At 69.8% G+C, this 20343-nt stretch carries 19 protein-coding genes; 8 read left to right on the top strand and 11 right to left on the bottom strand.

The window, feature by feature from the left end; genetic code table 11:
* The first annotated feature begins 88 nt into the window (after positions 1-88).
* Entirely contained in the window at positions 89-595 is a 507-nt protein-coding gene (locus ABZV42_RS34940) for a GNAT family N-acetyltransferase (RefSeq protein WP_355983108.1), read from the top strand.
* A gap of 320 nt (positions 596-915) precedes the next feature.
* A complete protein-coding gene (locus ABZV42_RS34935) occupies positions 916-1248 on the top strand; it encodes a PASTA domain-containing protein (RefSeq protein WP_356055477.1) in 333 nt (110 codons plus the stop codon).
* Between the two features lie 25 nt (positions 1249-1273).
* Here ABZV42_RS34935 and ABZV42_RS34930 read toward each other — a convergent pair whose 3' ends face one another.
* The 6 genes from ABZV42_RS34930 to ABZV42_RS34905 all read right to left on the bottom strand — a co-directional run bounded on the left by ABZV42_RS34930 (position 1274) and on the right by ABZV42_RS34905 (position 8570).
* Complete coding sequence (locus ABZV42_RS34930; protein ID WP_355983111.1) at positions 1274-1969, bottom strand: demethylmenaquinone methyltransferase; 696 nt, start codon at positions 1967-1969, stop codon at positions 1274-1276.
* Positions 1970-2204: 235 nt separating this feature from the next.
* Positions 2205-3740 carry a M12 family metallo-peptidase gene (locus ABZV42_RS34925; protein WP_355983113.1) on the bottom strand — a complete coding sequence of 512 codons (1536 nt, stop codon included), beginning with the start codon at positions 3738-3740 and terminating at the stop codon, positions 2205-2207.
* Positions 3741-3856: 116 nt separating this feature from the next.
* A complete protein-coding gene (locus tag ABZV42_RS34920; protein ID WP_356055475.1) occupies positions 3857-5197 on the bottom strand; it encodes an acyltransferase family protein in 1341 nt (446 codons plus the stop codon).
* Positions 5198-7597, bottom strand: coding sequence for a glycosyltransferase (locus tag ABZV42_RS34915; RefSeq protein WP_356055473.1), 2400 nt, complete (start codon positions 7595-7597; stop codon positions 5198-5200). It abuts the gene before it with no gap.
* Between the two features lie 19 nt (positions 7598-7616).
* Positions 7617-8036 carry a hypothetical protein gene (locus tag ABZV42_RS34910; RefSeq protein ID WP_355983119.1) on the bottom strand — a complete coding sequence of 140 codons (420 nt, stop codon included), beginning with the start codon at positions 8034-8036 and terminating at the stop codon, positions 7617-7619.
* A 294-nt stretch (positions 8037-8330) separates the two neighbouring features.
* Complete coding sequence (locus tag ABZV42_RS34905; protein WP_355983121.1) at positions 8331-8570, bottom strand: hypothetical protein; 240 nt, start codon at positions 8568-8570, stop codon at positions 8331-8333.
* Between ABZV42_RS34905 and ABZV42_RS34900 the strand changes: the two genes are divergently transcribed.
* A complete protein-coding gene (locus ABZV42_RS34900; protein WP_355983123.1) occupies positions 8560-9417 on the top strand; it encodes a chitinase in 858 nt (285 codons plus the stop codon). The two genes, ABZV42_RS34905 and ABZV42_RS34900, sit on opposite strands and share 11 nt — an antisense overlap.
* Before the next feature lie 171 nt (positions 9418-9588).
* On the opposite strand, the gene ABZV42_RS34895 is transcribed toward ABZV42_RS34900, so the two are convergent.
* From ABZV42_RS34895 to ABZV42_RS34880, 4 genes are all read right to left on the bottom strand, one after another.
* Positions 9589-10188 carry a hypothetical protein gene (locus tag ABZV42_RS34895; protein ID WP_356055471.1) on the bottom strand — a complete coding sequence of 200 codons (600 nt, stop codon included), beginning with the start codon at positions 10186-10188 and terminating at the stop codon, positions 9589-9591.
* A gap of 7 nt (positions 10189-10195) precedes the next feature.
* Positions 10196-11395, bottom strand: a complete 1200-nt coding sequence (mqnC, locus tag ABZV42_RS34890) for a cyclic dehypoxanthinyl futalosine synthase (RefSeq protein ID WP_356055469.1) — start codon at positions 11393-11395, stop codon at positions 10196-10198.
* A gap of 167 nt (positions 11396-11562) precedes the next feature.
* Positions 11563-12300 (bottom strand): A24 family peptidase, encoded by a 738-nt coding sequence (locus ABZV42_RS34885; protein WP_355983129.1) that lies wholly within the window; start codon positions 12298-12300, stop codon positions 11563-11565.
* Positions 12301-12699: 399 nt separating this feature from the next.
* A complete protein-coding gene (locus ABZV42_RS34880; protein ID WP_355983130.1) occupies positions 12700-15780 on the bottom strand; it encodes a BTAD domain-containing putative transcriptional regulator in 3081 nt (1026 codons plus the stop codon).
* Positions 15781-16177: 397 nt separating this feature from the next.
* Between ABZV42_RS34880 and ABZV42_RS34875 the strand changes: the two genes are divergently transcribed.
* The 4 genes from ABZV42_RS34875 to ABZV42_RS34860 are packed head-to-tail and all read left to right on the top strand — an operon-like array spanning position 16178 to position 18824.
* The gene (locus ABZV42_RS34875) at positions 16178-16498 is read left to right on the top strand and encodes a hypothetical protein (protein WP_355983132.1); all 321 of its coding nucleotides are present in this window, start codon (positions 16178-16180) and stop codon (positions 16496-16498) included.
* Between the two features lie 26 nt (positions 16499-16524).
* Complete coding sequence (locus ABZV42_RS34870; protein WP_356055467.1) at positions 16525-17928, top strand: putative T7SS-secreted protein; 1404 nt, start codon at positions 16525-16527, stop codon at positions 17926-17928.
* Positions 17929-17949: 21 nt separating this feature from the next.
* The gene (locus ABZV42_RS34865; RefSeq protein WP_356055465.1) at positions 17950-18441 is read left to right on the top strand and encodes a SitI3 family protein; all 492 of its coding nucleotides are present in this window, start codon (positions 17950-17952) and stop codon (positions 18439-18441) included.
* Positions 18442-18476: 35 nt separating this feature from the next.
* Positions 18477-18824, top strand: coding sequence for a DUF6086 family protein (locus ABZV42_RS34860; RefSeq protein ID WP_355983138.1), 348 nt, complete (start codon positions 18477-18479; stop codon positions 18822-18824).
* A gap of 136 nt (positions 18825-18960) precedes the next feature.
* Here ABZV42_RS34860 and ABZV42_RS34855 read toward each other — a convergent pair whose 3' ends face one another.
* Positions 18961-19362, bottom strand: a complete 402-nt coding sequence (locus ABZV42_RS34855; RefSeq protein WP_356055463.1) for an ATP-binding protein — start codon at positions 19360-19362, stop codon at positions 18961-18963.
* 231 nt (positions 19363-19593) lie between these two features.
* Between ABZV42_RS34855 and ABZV42_RS34850 the strand changes: the two genes are divergently transcribed.
* Positions 19594-20343, top strand: a 750-nt coding sequence (locus ABZV42_RS34850) for a helix-turn-helix transcriptional regulator (protein WP_356055461.1), incomplete at its 3' end; no start/stop codon positions are given.

Raw genomic sequence — 20343 nt, 5'->3', positions numbered from 1 at the left:
CCCCAAGACTCGAAATCAACGTGCCGACGGGCACTGGACATGGGCAGTCTATGCAGCGGTACCGATCACCCGGCTGAAGGGCTGCCCCGTGAACCGAGCTCTCCCCGATGTACGACTGCGCGTCCCCACCGACGAGGACGCCCTCGCGTGGCACCGCGTCTTCGACGACCCCGAGGTCATGGAGTTCCACGGTGGCCGCGCGGCCGAGCGGTCCGTCTACGAGGAACTCACCGCGCGCCAGCGGCGGCACGACGCGGAGCACGGGTTCTGCCTGTGGACGATGGTCGGCCCCGGGGACGAGGTGCTGGGCTTCACGGGCGCGCAGCCGTGGCCGCACGCCTGGGGTCCGGCCGGGAAGATCGAGATCGGCTGGCGGCTCGGACACGCGCACTGGGGCAAGGGGTACGTCACGGCGGCGGCGCGGACCACCCTGGAGCGGGTGCGCGCGGCGGGCGTCACGGACGTGGTGGCCATGGTCAACGCGGGCAACGCCCGTTCCATCGCGGTGACGAGACGGCTCGGCATGGAGCTCGCGGATCGGTTCACCCTGCCCTCGTCGCGGCAGGAGGGCCACCGCTACCGGCTGGCCCTGTGACAGCTGCCGGCCGGTGCTGTCACAGTTCCCGGGGCCGGCGCTGTGACGGCTCCCCGGGCCGGCCCATGTGGCGGCTACCCGGGCCGGTGCTGTGGCGGCTCCCCGGGGCCGGTGCCATGAAGGCTCCCCGAGCCAGCCACGTGGCAACTCCCGGCACCGACACTGTGACGGCCCCCCGGCCCAGCCATGTGGCAGCTCCCCCGGGCCGACGCCGTGGCAGAGTCCGGCGCGTCTTCTGACTGCCTCCGGCGCGTCTCCTGACGGCTTCCCGAAGGACCAGGGCGAGGCTTACCCTTCCGGTACCGCTGGGGGTGACGCCTGTGCGCATAACACCCAAGACACCCGAAGTTCGCGTACCGCGGCTGGTCGGTCTGATGGCCGTGGACGCGCGTGAGACGGCAGAGGCTCGCGGTGTTCTGCTCGCCGCGCCCGACCGGCCCGATTTCCCTAGGACGGTCGTCGACTACGTCGTACGGCAATTTCCGCAGCCCGGGGCCGAAGTGCCGCGCGGAGCCGTCGTCACGGTGTGGTTCGACCTGGGGGACGCGGAGGGCGGCGCCGGAGTGCGTGAGCCGCGCCCGCTCCGTCCGCCGTCGGGTGGGCTGCGCCGAGAACTCGAACTGCCCGGGGACCCGTTCGAGGTGCTCAGGTAGCCGCTCCGGGCCGGTTCCCCCGGGATCAGACCTGCTTGTAGCCCCGGTGGAGGGCCACGATGCCGCCCGTCAGGTTGCGCCAGGCCACCTTCGACCAGCCGGCCTTGATCAGCCGCTCGGCCAGTTGCGGCTGGGTCGGCCAGGCGCGGATGGACTCGGCGAGATACACGTACGCGTCGGGGTTGGAGGAGGCGGCGCGGGCGACCGGGGGCAGCGCGCGCATCAGGTACTCGGTGTAGACCGTGCGGAACGGCGCCCACGTGGGGTGCGAGAACTCGCAGATCACGACGCGCCCGCCAGGCTTGGTCACGCGGTACAGCTCGCTGAGCGCGGTGTCGGTCTCCTGCACGTTGCGCAGCCCGAAGGAGATCGTGACGGCGTCGAACGTGTCGTCCTTGAAGGGGAGCCTGGTCGCGTCGCCGGCGGTCAGCGGCAGCCAGGGGTGGTTCCGCTTGCCGACGCGGAGCATCCCGAGGGAGAAGTCGCACGGGACGACGTACGCGCCGGTGCGGGCGAAGGGGAGCGACGAGGTCGCCGTGCCGGCCGCGAGGTCCAGGATCTTCTGCGCGGGGCGCGCGTCGACCGCCTTCGCGACCTCCTTGCGCCACGCCCGGTCCTGGCCGAGCGACAGCAGGTCGTTCGTGAGGTCGTACCGTTCCGCCACGTCGTCGAACATCGAGGCGACTTCGTGCGGCTGCTTGTCCAGGGATGCGCGGGTCACCGTCCCATTGTGGCAGTACGGGCCGGACGGCTCCGAGGCACCCGGCCGCGGACGCTGCCACGGATCCCGCCGGGGGTCACGTCGGAGACCGCGCAGGAGGTCACGCCGGGGCCGCGCCGGGGGTCAGGCGGGGGCCCGCCGAGGGTCAGCCCCGGAGTTCCGGGCGTACGGGAACAGGGCCGCACCCTCCCCCTGAACAGCGGGGAGGGTGCGGCGCCGTCCGGTGGCACGGGTGCTACTGCGGGGGCTCCGGGATCTCGGTGAACAGCGCGGTGATGGTGTGGGCGGCGTTCATGGTGATCGTGTAGTTGGGCGTGGTGTCGGTCTGGGGCACACCGTCGACCTGCCAGCCGCTGAACTGGAAGCCGGGGTCGGCCTCGGCGGTGACGGTGACCTGTGTGCCGGGGTCGTACGGGCCGTACTCGCTCGGCTGGAGTTGGCCTCCGGCGACGGGGCTGGACGCCATGGTGAGGGAGACCCGGTTGGTGACCCTGGAGGCCCGGTAGCCGGCCAGGAACTCGGCGGCCCTCGTCGCGACGGCGGCGTTGTTGTTGTTCTCGTCGCCGAGGGCCTGGCCGTTGAGCTGGTTCACAGTGTTGGAGTACTGGTTCACGACCGTGCACCGCAGAGTGCAGGCGCTGGAGTAGGCCATGATCGTGTGGTGCCGCTGGTCGGGAGTGACCCAGCCGTAGTTCTGGGTGCCCACCGGAGTCGTTCCGCCCTGGGCCACCACCGTCTTGCGGTCGTGCATCAGACCGAAGTTGTGCCCGATCTCGTGCGCGAGGTTCTCCCACGCCGTCATGGAGAAGACGCTGGTGACCGAGAACGCGTTGTTGTCGGTCGCCGGGCCCGCCGGGTTGGGCAGGTTGGCCTGACCGGAGCTGTCCTCGGCCGGAATGGAGGCCAGCAGGGCCACCAGGTCGGCGCCGTAGGTGGCCCGCTGGGCGGCGGCCGTGACGCCGAGGGTCAGGTTCAAGGGGTTGCTGATCATGCTCAGCAGGGTTCCGGCGTTCTCACGGGCGACGCCGGTCGCAGCGGTCTGATACGTGTTCACGGCGTGCACGCTGGCCGGCACGTGGCTGGTCGCGAGAGCCCTGTTGAGCTGGTTCACGCCGTACTGGATCCGGCTCTGGACGGCCGCGACGCTGCCGAGCTCGGTGACGGTGGCGGGGGTGTAGGCGACGACGATGTCGATGGCCGCCGGGTTGTCGGGGGTGGCGACCCGCAGATCCGGGTTGTGCGGCCTGGCCGACCTCGTCGGCGGCACGGTCACCGTGTCCACGCCCTGACCGCTCGGCGGCAGTTTCAGGGGGTCGATCTCCTGGAGCAGATACCTGCCCGGCCTCTTGGCCACCGGCTTGTAGAGGTACTGCCGGAAGCCCGCCTCGATCTCGCCGGACAGGGTGACCGGTCCGGCGGTACACGCGCCGATGATGGACACGGAGATCGTGTTCTCCGGATGCTTCGGGTCGTGGCCGGACCAGAACACCGTGCCGTCCGCGTCCTGGCGCTTGAAGTCCTCGATCGCCGTGAAGCCCCTTTGATGCTCGAACAGCGGGAAGGTCCGGCGCTCGGGCACCCCGTCCTTCTGTCTGCGGCACAGTGAATGGAAGTCCTTGGGATTCGCGCGCATCACGGCACTGCGCTTCACCCAGGGCTCGGGTTCGTGGCCACGGACGGCTCCGGCGGCGGCCGGGGTGTTCAGTGCCAGTGACAGGGCGGCGGTGAGGGCGGTCGCCGCGGTGGAGGCGGCGAGCAGGGAACGACGCATGAGGTACGTCAGCCTCTCTGTGGGAATTTCTCCCATGCTCCGTAACCAAGATCGCGTCGTGCTCGTTGTACGCGCCCTCACACCGCCAACCGGGGCGAGGTTCACCCTTCGAGCCGCTACGGCAGCAGCCGGGGCCGCTTGCGGGCGGCCACGTCCTCGACCCAGCCGAACAGGGGGATCGCGATCCAGATCAGCAGCCAGCCGACGGCGAACATGAACCACTGGCTCTCCAGGGGCAGCCATTTCTCGAAGGCGGGCACCTTCCAGAACTGGTCGATCAGCGGGACGGCCAGGACCAGCGCGATCTCGTGCCAGAGGTAGATCGTCACCGCGCGCGCGTTGAAGACCGTCACCGTGCGGTCGAGCCGCTTGAAGCGGGCCAGCCAGGCGAAGTCGACGTCGTAGTACGCCTTGAAGTACATCAGCGGCGTCACGAAGCCCGCCGACCAGAAGGCCTGGGCGAGGGGGTTCTCGTCGAGGTCGTAGGTGCCGAACTCCGACTGGTGCGCGAAGGCGTACCAGCCGCCGTACGCGAGGGCCGCGATCGAGCCGAGGACCACCGCGGCCGGCTTCAGGCGCTGGAGCACCCTCTCGCGGTGGGCGAAGCCGAGGAGCCAGCAGAAGAGATAGGTGGCGAGGTCGGTGAGGGCGCTGCCGAGGCGGTCGTCCGACGGCTGCCATCCGTACTGGAAGACCACGATCGGGACGAGCGAGAGGAGCAGCACCGGGATCGGGGCCTTGCGGAAGATCTTCAGCAGCAGGGGGGAGAGCAGCACGAACCAGAGGTACGTCCGCAGGTACCAGAGGATCTCCCAGGCCTGCATGCCCCACTGGTTGCCCGGAGGGTCGCCGACCGGGACGACCCAGAACACGATCTGCCGGCCAGGCATCCAGCCGTGGATCATCATCGCCAGCACGACGAAGAAGCCCCAGAACCAGAACGGCGGCAGCAGTCGCCGCATCCGGCTCCGGACCACCTTGAGCGCGGCGCGTTCCAGGGACTTGGCCATCAGTGTGCCGGCGAGCGCGAACATCACGCCCATCGACGGGAAGACCAGTCCGGCCCAGGCCCAGCCGAAGGTGTGGTAGGTGACGACCCGGACCAGGGCGACGGCGCGGAGGGTGTCGAAGTAGCGGTCGCGGCCCCCGGTTCTCCCCTCCGGAGCCGGATCGGCCCGCTCGGACGTGCCCGGGTCCGGGCTGTCGGCCGCGGAGGCCGCCGGGGGTTCGTCGTGCGCGGGGGCCGAGGGCACCGCCGTCGAGACCGTCCCGGGTTCCTCGGGAACGTACGGCCACTGTTCCTCGTACGGCGCCGGGTGCGCGTACGGCTGCCAGTACCCGGGGTCCTCCTGGCCGTACTCCGGTTGCCCCTGGTACCCCTGATGACCCGGGTAGCCCTGATACCCCGGGTACGCCTGCTGTCCGTACTGCCCCTGCTGTTCGGGCCCCCAGCTCATCTAGCTCACTCCTGCCGGGGTTCCGACCTCGCCCGTGCGCTTGAGCTTCTGCCAGCGGAGGCGGCCGCCGGTAAGGGCTGTGACGCAGGAGTGGATCAGAACCAGGTACATCATCTGGCGGTAGGCGAGCTGCTGAAGCGGCAGCATCGCGAGGTAGCGGTACTTCTCCCGGTCGAGCCGGAACGCGTAGGCGGCGCAGATCAGCTGGACCGCGAGGACGGCCAGCCAGGCGAGCAGCGCCGCCCGGAAGTCCACGAAGAGCATCGAGTAGACGGTGAAGACGTCGATGAGCGGCGCGAACACCGGCGTGACGATCTGGAAGAGCACCACCAGGGGCATGCCCACGCGCCCGAAGCGGCCCGAAGGGCCCCTGTCCGTCAGGGACTTGCGGTGCTTCCACAGCGCCTGCATGGTGCCGTACGACCAGCGGTAGCGCTGCGACCAGAGCTGCTTGAACGAACCGGGCGCCTCCGTCCAGGCCTTGGCGTGCTCCTGGTAGACGACCCGCCATCCCGCGCGGTGCATGGCGATGGTGATGTCGGTGTCCTCGGCGAGCGTGTCCTCGCTCATGCCGCCGGTCTCCAGCACCGCGTCGCGGCGGAAGGCGCCGATCGCGCCGGGGATGGTGGGCATGCAGCGCAGCAGGTCGTACATGCGGCGGTCGAGGTTGAAGCCCATCACGTACTCGATGTGCTGCCAGGCACCGATCATGGTGGTCCGGTTGCCGACCTTGGCGTTGCCCGCGACCGCCCCGATCTCCGGGTCGGCGAAGGGCTGCACGAGCTGGTGCACGGCGTCCGGCTCGAAGACGGTGTCGCCGTCCATCATCACGACGATGTCGTGACGGGCGTTGCGGACACCGTTGTTGAGCGCGGCGGGCTTGCCCGCGTTCTCCTGCCGGATGACCCGGACGTTCGGCATGCCGAGCGACTCGGCGATCTCGGAGGTGTCGTCATCGGAACCGTCGTCGACCACGATGATCTCGATCGGATGCGTGCTCCTCGCCAGCGACTTCAGGGTGTTGGCGATGCACTCCTTCTCGTTGTACGCGGGCACGATCACGGTCACCGGCCGGGTGACCGTCGGCCCCCAGCCGAACTTCCCGCCCCGCCCGCGCCTGCGGTTGCGCTGCCGGTAGTGACGGCGCGCGAGAACCAGCATCATCGCGAACCGGCCCATGACGGCGACGCCGACGACGACGAGGAACCAGGACAGCGCCGGTACGACCCACTCGGCGACCGCCACGGCGTAGACGAGCGCCTTGCCCTCGTAGAGGGTCGCGCCGGTGGCCTTCCGCTGGGCAGCCTGCGCGGCACCGCCCGCACCCGAACCCGCACCCGTACCGGCACCCGCTGTCGCACCCGCACCCGAACCCGTGCCCATACCGGCACCCGTTGTCGCACCCGCCGAACCGGCGCCGGACTGCTGCCCGTCGGACCCCTGCCCGTCGGCCTGCCGTCCCGGAGGCAGGCTCGCCCCGTTGGCCCCCGCGGTGTCGCGCGCCTTGGCCGCGGCGCGGTTCAGCTTGGCCTGGGCACCGCTGACCGTGGTGAAGGTGTAGCCCTTCGCCTTCATCTTCTTGATGTACGTGCCGAGCGCGGCGACCGTCTGCGAGCGGTCGCCGCCCGCGTCGTGCATGAGGACGATGGCGCCCTGGCCGTTCTTCGGCGTCGCCCACTGGACGATCTTCGAGACGCCCGGCTTCTTCCAGTCGTCGCTGTCGGTGTCGACGAAGACGCTGGTGTAGCCGAGGCTGCCGAGCTCCTTGTAGACGGGCCAGCTGTAGTTGTCGACGGCGCTGATCTCCGACGAGTACGGGGCACGGAACAGCGTGGTGGTGACGCCGGCCGCGCCCGCGAGGGCCAACTGCGTCTGCTTCAGCTCTCGTTGCAGACGGGCGGTGCTCTGATACGAGAGGTCGACGTGGGTGAAGGTGTGGATGCCGACCTCGTTGCCCTGGTCCACGAGGGTCTTCACGACGTCCGGGTAGCGGGAGACCATCGAGCCGACCATGAAGAAGGTGCCCTCGACGTCGTTCTCCTCCAGGACCTCGAGAACCTCGGGCGTCCAGTTCGCGGTCGGCCCGTCGTCGAAGGTCAGCACGATGGTCTTCTTCGGGACGGACTGTGTCTTCGCGGTCCCTCCCGCGAACGTCAGGATGGGGCCGCCGTCGAGGATCTTCTGGGGAACCTTGTCGTAGGCGGCGCCGTCGCGCACCCGGGCGTCGTTGCCGATCTCGGAGCGCAGATAGCCGTCGAGCAGCATCACGCTGATCAGCGCGAGCAGGAGCAGCAGGGCGAGGATGACACGAGGTTTCTGGAGCGCCGCGGCCTTTCCGGCGGCCCGCTCCATCCTGGAGGGGGCGCGCCGTCGGCCGCGCGCGGGCGTCGTCGTGGTCATGTGAGTGGCCGCGTCCCCGTCAGTTGGCGCCGGTGGAGGCGGACGCCCCGGCGGTCGCCGTGGGGGCGGAGGAGGACGCGGACCCGGTCGGCGGATCCGAGGGCGGGGTTCCGGTGGGCACACGGCCCGGGGCACCACTGGGGGCGATGCCACCCTGCTGCCCGCCATAGCCTCCACCGGGCACCGAGCCGGCCCGGCCGCCGTCGAAGGGGAGGAGCGAGGACGGCGTCAGCGAGGTGCCCCAGCCCATGAAGGCCATACCGAGGACGACCGCGTAACCGAGGCAGCCGACGCCGACGAGCATGCCGACTCTGCTCAGCAGGCGGGCGCGGCGCCCGGAGTTGTCGACGAACACGGGGCCGTCCACGGCAGCGCCGCCGCGTTTGCGGCGACGGCCGCGCACCTGGGCATGGTTTTCGATGGCGGACTCGGATTGCATTCCCCAGACGGTAGGACCCGTTTATGTGCCAGAAACTCTGGATTCTGTGTGAACGGCCCATGAGGGATGCCTCAACCTGTAGTTTCTCTATGAGAATCGAGAAAAGTCCACCCCGCCCGGACCCGATGAATATGAGAGATATGCACCCTTTCGGAGTCCGCATCACCCCTTTTGTCGACACTTTCTGTCGCGCATTCCCCGCGTGATCTCCATTCGGAAATCCGTTCCGGGTGTGACACATTTCCAGTCGGGAAACGACCGTTTGTTTCCGTCCTGAGACAGACATCACGAGAATCACACGAGATCGCGAGAGATCACGAGAGTGGGTGCATACACAATGCGGAGTTTCCTGAGGCCGGCCGCGGCGGTTCTCTGTCTGGTGGCCCTGGCCTGTACGGGGTGCTCCTCGGGCGGCGACGACGCCTCTGACCCGGCGTCCTCGCGGGCCGGCCGGACGACGGCCGCGGCGGCGTCCCCGAACTCGGGGACGGAGGAGTCGTCGGCCACCTCGTACGCCCCGTACGTGAGCGCCACGACCGCCGCCGGCACCGACTCCGCCGGGTCGCCGACCACGTACAACCTGGCCTTCGTGATCTCGGACGGCAACGGCTGCGCACCGAAGTGGGACGGCATGTACGCGATCGGCGACTCGGCCGTGAAGTCCCGGATCTCGGCGCTCAAGAAGTCCGGCGGGAGCGTACGGGTGTCGTTCGGCGGCGCGTCCGGCAAGGAACTCGCGTCGACGTGCGACAGCGCGAGCGACCTCGCCGCGGCCTACGGCGCGGCACTGGACGCGGCCGGCTCCACACAGGCGGACTTCGACATCGAGGGCGCCCGGTTGAGCGACTCCGACTCGGTCGCACTGCGCTCCGAGGCCATCGCGCTGCTCCAGAAGGAACGCCCCGGGCTGACGGTGTCCTTCACCCTGCCCGTCATGCCGTCCGGGCTCGACGCCGACGGCCTGGCACTCCTGGAGTCCGCCAACGACCACTCCGTGGACGTCTCCACGGTCAACATCATGACCATGAACTACGGCAGTTCGTACGCCGATGACATGGGCGACTACGCGATCACGTCCGCCGAAGCGGCCCACACCCAGCTCAAGAAGGTGTTCGGGCTGTCGGACTCCGCCGCCTGGCAGGGGCTCGCGCTCACCTCGATGATCGGCGTGAACGACGTGGCCAACGAGACGTTCGGCCTCGCGGACGCGGCGCAGGTGAGGGAGTTCGCCGCCAAGAAGGGGGTGGCCTGGGTGTCGATGTGGTCGACGTTCCGGGACCAGCAGTGCGAGAAGGGCAGCGCGACGGCGGGCGACGCGGCGACCGACTGCAGCGGCGTGAAGCAGGGTTCGGGGGCGTTCGCGAAGGCGTTCGCGGGCTGACCCGGCTTCCCCCGGTACGGGCCGCGATCAGCTCACTTCCCGGCACGAGCCGAGATCAACGACCGTAGTGGACCATGGCGTTGATCAGCGGCCGCCGTACACCGTGGCGTTGATCAGCGGGCGCGGTGCAGCATGGCATTGATCAGCAGCCGCCGTAAACCACGAAGCTGATCAGAGGCCGCGGTACACCAGTCGGCCGCCGATCACGGTCGCCACGCAGGTTCCCGCACCGCGCCCGACCAGTTCGGCGCGGTCCGCGACATCGAACACGGCGAATCGGGCGGGACCGCCGGGCACCAGCCCCGGCAGCAGGATCAGCGGGGTCGGGGACAGCGCCGGCGGACCCGGGAGCCGGTCGGGCCGCCGTCCCACCGCGAGGCCGACCCTGCGCACCGCCTCGGCCACCGCTCGCGACCGCAGCTCCCCGCCCACCGCCACCGTGCCGTGGGCCAGCATCCGCTGGATCCCGCGCCGCACGCTCCCCCCGAGGCGCGCGGGGTCGGCGCGGAAGATCGCCCGGGCCCGCTCCCCGCCGATGGGCTCGGTGCCGAGCGCCTCGGCCTCGCGCGGGTCCGGATGGTAGGAGGCTTCCAGGAGCTCCGGGCCGTAAGGGTTCAGCAGTCCCGGCGTCAGGATGCCGGGCCAGCGCCGCACCTTCGCGGACGGGCGCACGGCGACCAGGTCCTCGTACGGGCCGACGGCGGCGACGGCCGCCCCGTCCACCAGGACCGCGGTCTCCTGCGACTGCTCGGCAACGTGAATCGTCAGCATGGGCGCGTCAGTTGGAGGCGAGCAGCTTCAGCTCGGGATGCGCCGTGCCGCCCTCGATCGCCGTCGAGGAGATGTGGGACATCACGCGCTCGTCGACCGGGTCGTCCGCCGGGTCGTCGTGGACGACGATGTGCTCGTACGTCGTGGTCCGCTGGGCCGGGACCCGGTCCGCCTTGCGGATCAGGTCGATGATCTCCATGCGATTGGAGCGGTGCTTGGCGCCTGCGGAGGAGACGACGTTCTCCTCCAGCATGATCGAGCCGAGGTCGTCCGCGCCGTAGTGCAGGGAGAGCTGGCCGACCTCCTTGCCCGTGGTCAGCCAGGAGCCCTGGATGTGGGCGACGTTGTCGAGGAAGAGGCGGGCGATCGCGATCATCCGCAGGTACTCGAAGAGCGTCGCCTGCGTACGGCCCTTCAGGTGGTTGTTCTCGGGCTGGTAGGTGTACGGGATGAAGGCGCGGAAGCCGCCCGTCCGGTCCTGTACGTCACGGATCATCCGCAGGTGCTCGATGCGTTCGGCGTTGGTCTCGCCGGTGCCCATCAGCATGGTGGACGTCGACTCGACGCCCAGCCCGTGCGCGATCTCCATGATCTCCAGCCAGCGCTCGCCGCTCTCCTTGAGCGGGGCGATCGCCTTGCGCGGCCTGGCCGGGAGCAGCTCGGCACCGGCACCGGCGAACGAGTCGAGGCCGGCCGCGTGGATCCGCTGGATGGCCTCCTCGACGCTCACCTTGGAGATCCGGGCCATGTGCTCGACCTCGGACGCGCCGAGGGAGTGGATGACCAGCTGCGGGTACGCGCCCTTGATCGCGGCGAAGTGCTTCTCGTAGTACTCGACGCCGTAGTCCGGGTGGTGTCCGCCCTGGAACATGATCTGCGTGCCGCCGAGCTCGACGGTCTCCGCGCAGCGGCGCAGGATGTCGTCGAGGTCGCGCGTCCAGCCCTTGGCGGTGTCCTTGGGGGCCGCGTAGAAGGCGCAGAACTTGCACGCCGTGACGCACACGTTCGTGTAGTTGATGTTGCGCTCGATGATGTACGTCGCGATGTGCTCGGTACCCGCGTACCTGCGGCGGCGTACGGCGTCGGCGGCGGCGCCGAGCGCGTGCAGCGGGGCGTCGCGGTAGAGAGCGAGCGCCTCTTCGGGGGTGATCCGCCCACCCTCGGCGGCACGGTCCAGGACAGACTGAAGGTCGGCCTTCTCGGTCACCGGGAGCGTCCCTTTCGTAAGGGTTGTGGACAGACTCAACCACCCTACGCCAGCCCACCGCACCGGCCGACGCCAGGCCCACCGGCCCGCCGGGCCACCGAGGCCACGCGTCCCCGGGACCGCCCGGGGTCAAGCCCCTCCGGACCGCCCCGGACGCGCCGCCCCCGTCAGGCCGCGTAGGCCCCGATCAGCAGTCCCACGTACGCCCCGGCGATGAGGAACGGGCCGAACGGGATCGACGTCTTGCGCCCCGCGCGCCGCGCGATCACCAGCACCGTCCCGTACAGCGCGCCGAACAGGAACCCGGCGAAGGTGCCGAGGACGACCACGCTCCACCCGTACCAGCCGAGTACCGCGCCGAGGCCGAGCGCGAGTTTCACATCGCCGAAGCCCATGCCGTTCGGGTTGATGAGGAAGAGCACGAAGTATCCGCCCCCGAGCGCGAGCGCCCCGAACAGCGCCGTCAGCCATTTCCCCGCGTGCTCGGGCAGCACGGCGGCCACCCCGAGCAGCGCGAGCGCCGCCGCCGCGAGCGGCAGGGTCAGCGCGTCCGGCAGCCGCTGCACCCGGAAGTCGACCACGGCGAGCAGGACGCCGAGCGGCGCGAGCAGCAGCCAGACGCCCAGCTCAGGACGGGTACCGGTCGCGAGGGCGAGCCCGGCGCAGAGCAGTGCGGTGACCGGAGCGACGAGGAGAACGCTGGGACCGTAACGCGTTCCGCCCGGCGAACGGGCGAGCCCCAGCCATCCGCGCGCGGCCCCGGCGATGGGCTGTCCTTCGGGACAGCGGTCCCGCCACGGCTCGTCCGGGTCGACGGCGAACCGGTACGCGGGCCGGGGCACCAGAAACCCCGCCGCCGCGCCCCAGAGCGCGGCGACGACGATGATCCAGAGATCGAGATCCACGCGTTCCCCCCAGAACGAGTCCGGTTGTACGACTTGAATGACTTAAAACGACTTGTACGACGACCGCAACGACCACGCCGGTCGTGCGCGACACCGGCGACGGCCGCCGCTCACGACCGCCGGGTTCGGCGGCCGTCGCGAGTTCGGCCGCCGTCGGTAGGAATACGTCCCGCCGTCGGTAGGAGGTGAGCCCGACCGTCGGTAGGAGTACGTCCGGCCGTCGGCACGGGTTCCGCCGATGGCCGGCGTGCCATCCGTCGGCACGGGTTCCGCCGATGGCCGGTGTGCGGTCCGTTCGGCGGTCGGTGCCGGCTGCGACGGCCGCCGGTACGCGTTCGACCCGTTGTCTGCGCGGGCCGCACCGGTACGCGTTCGACCGGTTGCCGGAGCCGGCAGGCGTCAGCTCACCGCCGCCGCACCGCTCCGCCAGTTCGGCAGCAGTTCGTCGAGCAGCGCCTCCGTCCGGGGCGGCAGCCCCCGCGCCCCGCTACGGGACACCAGGTCCGCCGCGAGCCGCTTCACCTTGTCCTCGTCCCCCGTCGCATGCGTCGCGCGCAGCAGTTCGTTCCACAGCCGCTCGTCCGCGGGCGCCGAGTTCATCGACGCGTTCAGCGCCTCGATCGCCTTCTCCGCCCGGTCCTTCTCCAGATGGAACGCGGACAGCGCGAGCCCGATGTCCGCGACGAGCAGCGGAAGTTGCGCGTCGATGATCTCGTGGGTGAGCCAGCCGTACCGCCCCTCCGGGCGGTCGGCGAGCAGCGGACCGCGGACGAGGACGAGCGCGTCGGTGAGCAACCGCCCGCGAACTACCCGGCTGTTGACACCGTTACCCTGCGTCGCCTCGTGATAGAGGGAGCGCAGCACGTCCAGGTCGGAGACGACGGACTTGGCGAGGGTGAGCCGTCCGCTCGTGTCGGCGCCCAGGCGAGGAGTTCCGTCGGGGTCGTTGCCGAGCCAGCGGCGCAGCCGCTCGACGAGCGCGTCCCGCACGTCCTCGGTGACCCCGCGCGGCCACAGCGCGGAGGACAGCACACGCGGGTGCACCCCCTCGCGGTGCAGCAGGAGCAGCGCCAGCGCCTCGTGCAGCAGCGGACTGCGTTCGCCTTCGGGCGTCTCCAGGCCGATGATCTCGTACGGGCCCACGAGCCGCGCGTACACGGCGGGCCGCCCCTGTTCGCTGATGTCGACCAGGAACGGCGGGGAGTCGGTCGGCCCGTCGGGCCCGCCCTCCGGGTCCGCTTCGACGAAGAGTTCCACGACCGCCTGCTGCTGGGCGACCGGCAGCAGCTGCGCGTCGAGTTCGAGGCCGAGGAGCGGCGCGAGCAGCTTGCCCTCGCCGGTGATCTCCATCTCCCAGGCGGCGCCCGGCAGTTCGCCGCCCTCGGTGCCGACGAGATAGCCGATCCCCAACCGACCCGCGTCCGACGCCAGTTCGGCGAGTCTGAGGGCGTCGGCCGGGGACGGCTCGACGGCCAGGAGGACGAGGTGCGGAGCCCAACGGGTGTGCTGGGCGGGCCCGGTGCGGCCGGTGAGCACGGAGTCGTGTCCGGCGGCGCCCAGCGCACCGCGCCGCTGCCGCGTCTCGGCCTCCATCGTCTCGACGAGCGCCTCGATGCCGTCGAGGTGACGCAGCCGGTTGGGCGCGAGCGGTGTCAGGTCCTCGCCGAAGCCGACGAGGGTGATCGTCATGCGGTCCGACCAGCCGTTGGTGGCCAACTCGGCGGCGACGGAGGCGAAGACACCGGCCCGGTCGGTCGCGTTTCCGCTGAGGGAGACGATGCCGGGCACGGCCTCCAGGTTGAGCAGCAGCCGCGAGTCGTCCATGGTGCCGAGGCTGACGAGGCCCGGGTAGGGCGCGGCGGTGTCGACCTCCTCGTACCGCTCGGCGTCCGCCCGTGCCAGCATCCAGAACGTCTGGTCCTGGCCGAGCTGCCACGGCGCGGGCGGCTTCCCGGCCGGCTGGGCGAGCTGGAGGTGCAGATCGCCGTTGCCGCCGAGCCAGGCCGCGTAGACGGTCGGCAGCGGGCGCGACTCGGCGGCGAGAGCGGCCGCGAGTCCGCGCAGCGACAGGTCGAGGAGGCGTACGCCCTCGGGGTCGGCGCCCACGAGCAGCGCGTCCTGGGCGTCCGCGGCCGATCCGGTCGGAACCGGCGGTTCCATGCCCCGTCGCCCGCCGACGGCGCCGAGCGCCGACTGCCACAGGGCCTGGCGGCGGCGCCGGCCGAGGGCACCGAGGAGGCCCGCGGCGAGGAGGGGCGCGCCGACGAGTGCCTCGGGCAGCCCGAAGGAGGTTCCGCTCTCGTCGGAGGCCGACTGCGAGCCCTGTCCGTCGCGCGAGTCCGCGGAGGTGCCGTCGAAGGAGTCGTGCCCGCGCTCCTGGCCGGCGTCGCCGCCGACCCGCTGCTGGGGCACGCGGAACTGAGTGGTGTCCCGGTCGCCTTGGCCGTCCTGACCGCTCTGACCGGCCTGGGCACTCTGGCCACCCCGGCCGGCGTCGCCGCCCTGCTCGCCGGAGCCCTGCTCGCCTCCCGCCTGCTGGTGGTCGCCGGACTTCGCGTAGTCGTGGATCTGCTGCTGGACCTGCTCCGGGATCCCCGGCTTCGCGTCGGGCATCTCGACGAGTTCGCCGCCGTGGGCGTCGCCGGGCATCTCCATGATCCAGCCGGGCCGGATGAGGCTGGCCTCGGACAGCCTGGACCCGTCGGGCTGCGTACGGTCCTTGTTGAGCTCGTAGATCTCCTTGTACCGGCGCCCGTCGCCGAGGTGGCGCTGCGCGATCTCCCAGAGCGAGTCGTGGTGACGGCCCTCGGGGGGCTGGATCCGGTAGTACTTCGTGTCTCCGTGCCGAGCGGAGGTGCCGGCGTCAGGCTGGGCGGCGGCCCGGGCCGCGGCCTCGGCGGCCTGCTCGGCGACCGCGGCGGCGGCTCCGGCGGCGGCCCGCTCCTGCTGCTGCCCGAGCAGCCCGCCCGGGGTCTGCCGTGCGGCGGCGACGGAGCCGTGCTGGTTGCCCTCCAGGCTCTGGCCGAACTGGGAGAGGCCCGGCGTGAAGCTCGCGGCGGCGGCGCCGACGAGCAGGAGCGCCGCGACGAGCTGACGGGCCAGCAACTGGCTGGGCCCGGCCCCCGGCACGCGGTTCGGCAGGCCGACGCCCGACAGCGCGGCCTTCATCTCGACGAGGACGCACGCGGTGAACTGCGCCCACGCGAGCCACACGATGACGGTGAGCACGTGGATGAACGTGCCGACGGTGATCTCCTGCTGGAGCCAGTCCATCGAGGGCGCCCCGTGAGGCAGCGGCCAGCCCACGGCGGACACCAGCGCGCCGGGCACCCCGACGAGCAGCACCAGCAGGGCGAGGAGCGCCCCGAACGCCTTCACGAAGTCCCCGAACGTCCGACGACGCCGGGGCAGGGGCTGCGGCGTCCGATTCCTCGGACCCGGCGAGCCGCCCGTCGGACTGGAGGTGGTGCGTCGCGCCATGGCGGATGTCCTGGGGTCGTGTGGGGTGAGCGTGAGTTCGGGGGTGAACCGAGCCTACTGAGAGTCTAAGGAGGGTGTCGAAGACCGGACGGACGGCTTTGACCCCCGCCCGCCCGTTTCATCACCAACCGCCCGGGTCAGCCGAGTTACCGCATCACTCCGACGCTCGTCGCCACCGTTGACCTCTCACATCTTTCACAACATCCACGAGACGGCCCCTACGAGCTCTGCGTAATCCACCTGTTGACGCGTGCAGGTCCGGAGAGAGACCAGCACCCTTTGCCCGCAGTTGAATTCGGCTATACCAACGCCAGACCCGACCTCAATAGGGTCACAAGGTTGGCATGAACACGGAGCAGCGCGGGGACGGAACCGCGCGTCGGACCACGGGGCATCGATGAGCGATCTGAAGGCGGACACCCAGCGCATACGCGAGTGCTCTCGCGCGTTGCAGCGGATCCACCACTCCTTCACCGACCGAGCCAACCCGGCCGAGGACTTCTCCGCGGCGGAACTGGGGAACAAGCACATCGTCGACGCGTTCGACGACTTCGCGAGCAACTGGAAGATCCATCGCAAGGACCTGGCCGCCCAGATCAAGACCCTCGGCACGATCACCTGGGAGGCCGCCAAGAGCTACGACGCCATCGACGCGGAACTCGCGGCCGCCCTGCGCCGGCAGGACGCGAAGGCCAAACAGGGCGCGGGGCCCGCGTGAACCGTCCACCGGTCCACGAGTAGTCCGTGCTGGGTGAGGACGGCGACCCGGTACCGGGCGACCCGGACGCGATCGCGCTGCTCGGCCAGTCGCTCCGCGAAATGGCGAACGACATTCAGCGCGAAGCGGGCGATGTCGAGGCGCTGAGCGGGGTCGAGTCCTGGAAGTCCAAGGCGGCCGACGCCTTCCGTGACACGGCGCAGGACACCATCAAGCCTCTACGGAAGGCATACCACCGGTACGACAAAGCCGCGAGCGCGATGGGTACCCGCGTCCGCCAGGACAGCACCACCGACTGGGCCTCCGCACTCGAACACGCGCAGCAGTTGGCCGGCGAGGCGTTGAAAGCGGCCAAGGACGCGGACGCCGAGCACCGGTCGGCGACCAAGAGCATCGGGAGTCTGCCGCCGCACACGAAGGACAACGACCCCGAGTCTGTGCGGCTGAAGAAGAAGCGGGACGACGCCGCCGACGACCTGGGCGCCGCGAAGGCCCAGCTGCGGGAGGCCAAGCGCGTGCGCGACGACGCCGCGGACCGAGCTGCCGCCGTCATCCACCGCGCGATCACCCACGACGGCATGCACGACTCCGGATGGGACAAGTTCGGCAACACCGTCGACTCCGTCGCGTCCGAGGTCGGGGAGACGATGAAGGAGGCGGGGGAGGTCCTCGTCTCGGACCTCGCTTCCATCGGCAAGGCCATGGTGGACGACCTCGGTTCGACGATGGCCGTGCTCGGGGGGCTCGGGCTGGCGGTGGCGGGGGCCGGCGAGGAGGTCGGCGGCGTCCTGCTGGACGCGACCGGGATCGGGGCGGCTCTCGGGATTCCGATCAACGTGGCGGCCGCGGCCCAGATAGTCACCGGACTCTCGATTGCGGGCGCCGGGGCGACCAGCATCATGAACGACGCGATGGGGCCCGACAGAGTCGACATGACATCCGACGGATCAGGCGGGGGCGGCAGCGGCGACTGGGACACAGCAGCCGACGTCGACCGGACGAAGCCGTCGGGGCAGACCGATCCGGATGCCCGGCCCCGTGGAAATCCTGAATCGCTCAGCAAGAATGACGACGCGGAGACAGTGCGCGCAAAGGGGCGAGAGGTCCACTCGGCCGAGACCTTGGCCCGGCAGGGGTACGACGTCGAACAGTCTCCTGGCAAGATGCCCAACGGAACCAAGCCCGATTTCCGTGTCGAAGGGAAGATCTTCGACAACTACGCCCCCACCTCCGACAACCCCCGCTCCATTTGGCGGGCCGTGGAAAAGAAGGTGGACAAGGGACAGACGGAGCGGGTCGTCCTGAACCTCGGGGACAGCGGAGCCGACCTCGGTGCTCTTCGTCAGCAGTTTCAGAGCTGGCCCAAGGAAGGCTTGAAGGAGGTGATGGTGATCGACCGCGAAGGCAACATAGTTCATCTCTATCCGTAGGAACCAAGGGAATCATTCTGTATGGCAATCGAATACGACCTCGACATCGCGACACAGTCGTCCGCGTCCGAAGTCGCGGCCTGGCTCGCCGAGATCGGCAGGGAATCCGGTGTGTTCGACGAGTCGATCACGGGTGAGCGACTGACGGACAAGGGGGCGTTCGGGTACACACGTCCAGGGACCTGTGTCAGCGTGATCCAGCAGCGGCCACCGCAGCCGTGGGACCCCATCGTCACGAGCCTCGGCTTCACTCCGACGGTCGGCGTCGGATTTCGCATGGGCAAGGAAGCGGACACTTCGGATCAGCAGGACGACATGATCCGCCTGGTGGAACCCCTGCTGGATCGAGTCGAGGGCGACGCCGTTCTGCACTATCAGTTCGAGGTCGTCTGGCTGCTCCGCAGGAACGGCGAACTGACCCTGAACGAGAGGGACGATCTGTGGAGGCCACAGCGACTGGCTCTCATGACCCGTCCCTATCGCAGGGAATCCCACACCTTGGATATGGATTGAGCTCTCCGGTTAACTTCAGGTTCCACTCATCCGACATGCCCGGACGGGTCATCTGGTGCCCTGAGGCCGAGGTCGCACACGCATTCAAGGGAAGTTCGGACGTCTACTCCGGGCTCTACGGGACAAGCTCGGGTGTGGGACAACTCGTCGCTGGTGAATGCGTCATAGATTTCAGGGACTTCCGGAAGTTCTCCGAAGTGGCCGTGGACCGGTTCACGACGTCGGATCAGGGAATCCTCCGCTCCCTGAGCCTCGGATTCATCGCCACCGCCCTGGTACTCATCGACAGGGCCGGTCACCCGACTCCGGCCATGCCCGGTCCGGCTCAGGAACTGGCCTGGAGAACGCTCCGGAACGAGCACGCGCGGGCCATGCCCGTCTGACAGGACCAGGGGAAGGCGTACGCCGGCAAGGCGTCCGATCCGACCACCCCGGATCCGAACCTCCGGCTCCGGTCGGCAGGTCAGGGCCGTTCGTCGACGAACGGATCCTCCCCATTCCGTCCGACGTGATCAACGATCACGCGGCAGCCAGGTCGCACCACACGTACTTGCCGATGTCGCCGCCCTGCCTCAGCGGATGCCAGCCCCAGTCGTCGGCGCAGGCTCGAACGAGGACGAGACCCCGGCCCGCTTCCGCGTCGGCCGCGACCGGCAGGTCGTACGGCGGTGGCATCGGGCTCGCGTCCCAGGCGCCGATCCGCAGCACCCCGTCACGCCAGTTCAGCCGCAGCGCCGCGGGCCCTTTCGTGTGCCGTACGGCGTTGGAGACCAGCTCCGCAGCCATCAGCTCGGCGACATCCACCAGCCGGATCAGACCATGGAGGGTCAGGACCAGGCGGACGGTACGACGGCAGACGGTGACCGCCCGCACGTCCTGCGGGACATGCAGGGTGTAACTCCAGGGCTCGGCTTCGGACATGCGTGAACTCCGTTCTTGGAACGAGGAGTTGACTGGGATGAGGCGACACCGGGCGGTGGCAGTGCCGCAGCCGTCACGACAGGACGGAGCGGTGCGCTTCCGGGATCCCGGGTGCCACAGGGTGACCTTTACGTCACCGAAAGTAGACCTAACTATTTAGATCTCGCAAGACGGTCGCGTAATCTGCCCCCGAACGAGTCACGTGCATGGGCGGGCCGAGAGGGGAAGCCAATGGCATTGAGGCGAGACCCGACGGCACGTCAAATGCGCCTGGCGGCCGAACTGCGCCGCCTCCGCGAAGCGGCCGGGCTCGCATCGCGGGAAGCGGCCACACTGCTCGGAGTGAGCCCCGCGCAGATCAGTCAGATCGAAGCCGGCCTCGCGGGCGTGAGCGAAAAGCGGCTGCGCAGACTTGCGGCACAGTACGTCTGCACCGACGAAGCGTTCGTGGAAGCCCTGGGCGCCCTGGCCACCGACCGGACCCGCGGGTGGTGGGAGGCGTACCGCGGCTTGCTGCCAACACCGTTTCTCGACCTTGCCGAGCTGGAGCACCACGCGGCATTTCTGCGGGACGTCCAGTTCCTCTACATCCCCGGCCTTCTCCAGACGGAGCAGTACGCACGCGCGGTCTTCTCCTACCGCGTGCCCGAACTTCCGGCGGAAGAAGTCGAGTTGCGCGTACGGCACCGAATGCACCGCAAGGCACTGCTCGAAGGTCCCGCGCCCAAGCGGTACGACGGCGTCGTCCACGAGGCGGCACTGCGCATCATGGTCGGCAACCGTGCCACTTCAAGAGCCCAACTCACCCATGCGCTGGACCTCTCCGAAGCCGACCACGTCACCGTGCGCGTCATTCCCTTCGACCTCGAGGGTTTCGGTGGCGCCACTAGGAGTTGTCTTCAAATGTCACGCCCACATCAGGAGCGAGGCGAGGGTGACGGCTGCTTGGTAGGACTCGGCGGTCTTGTCGTAGCGGGTGGC

Origin of the sequence: Streptomyces sp. NPDC005281, assembly GCF_040607495.1 — a bacterium.
Lineage (GTDB): Bacteria > Actinomycetota > Actinomycetes > Streptomycetales > Streptomycetaceae > Streptomyces.
Note: the sequence above shows the minus strand (reverse complement) of the source record. Positions and strands in the feature narration are given on the sequence as shown.

Excerpts from the sequence above, each read along its gene's own strand:
- ABZV42_RS34925 (WP_355983113.1), bottom strand. The coding sequence starts at position 3,740 with ATGCGTCGTTCCCTGCTCGCCGCCTCCACCGCGGCGACCGCCCTCACC.
- ABZV42_RS34915 (WP_356055473.1), bottom strand. The coding sequence starts at position 7,597 with ATGACCACGACGACGCCCGCGCGCGGCCGACGGCGCGCCCCCTCCAGG.
- ABZV42_RS34865 (WP_356055465.1), top strand. The coding sequence starts at position 17,950 with ATGGCAATCGAATACGACCTCGACATCGCGACACAGTCGTCCGCGTCC.
- ABZV42_RS34855 (WP_356055463.1), bottom strand. The coding sequence starts at position 19,362 with ATGTCCGAAGCCGAGCCCTGGAGTTACACCCTGCATGTCCCGCAGGAC.
- ABZV42_RS34880 (WP_355983130.1), bottom strand. The coding sequence starts at position 15,780 with ATGGCGCGACGCACCACCTCCAGTCCGACGGGCGGCTCGCCGGGTCCG.
- ABZV42_RS34875 (WP_355983132.1), top strand. The coding sequence starts at position 16,178 with ATGAGCGATCTGAAGGCGGACACCCAGCGCATACGCGAGTGCTCTCGC.
- ABZV42_RS34895 (WP_356055471.1), bottom strand. The coding sequence starts at position 10,188 with ATGCTGACGATTCACGTTGCCGAGCAGTCGCAGGAGACCGCGGTCCTG.
- ABZV42_RS34860 (WP_355983138.1), top strand. The coding sequence starts at position 18,477 with ATGCCCGGACGGGTCATCTGGTGCCCTGAGGCCGAGGTCGCACACGCA.
- ABZV42_RS34920 (WP_356055475.1), bottom strand. The coding sequence starts at position 5,197 with ATGAGCTGGGGGCCCGAACAGCAGGGGCAGTACGGACAGCAGGCGTAC.
- ABZV42_RS34910 (WP_355983119.1), bottom strand. The coding sequence starts at position 8,036 with ATGCAATCCGAGTCCGCCATCGAAAACCATGCCCAGGTGCGCGGCCGT.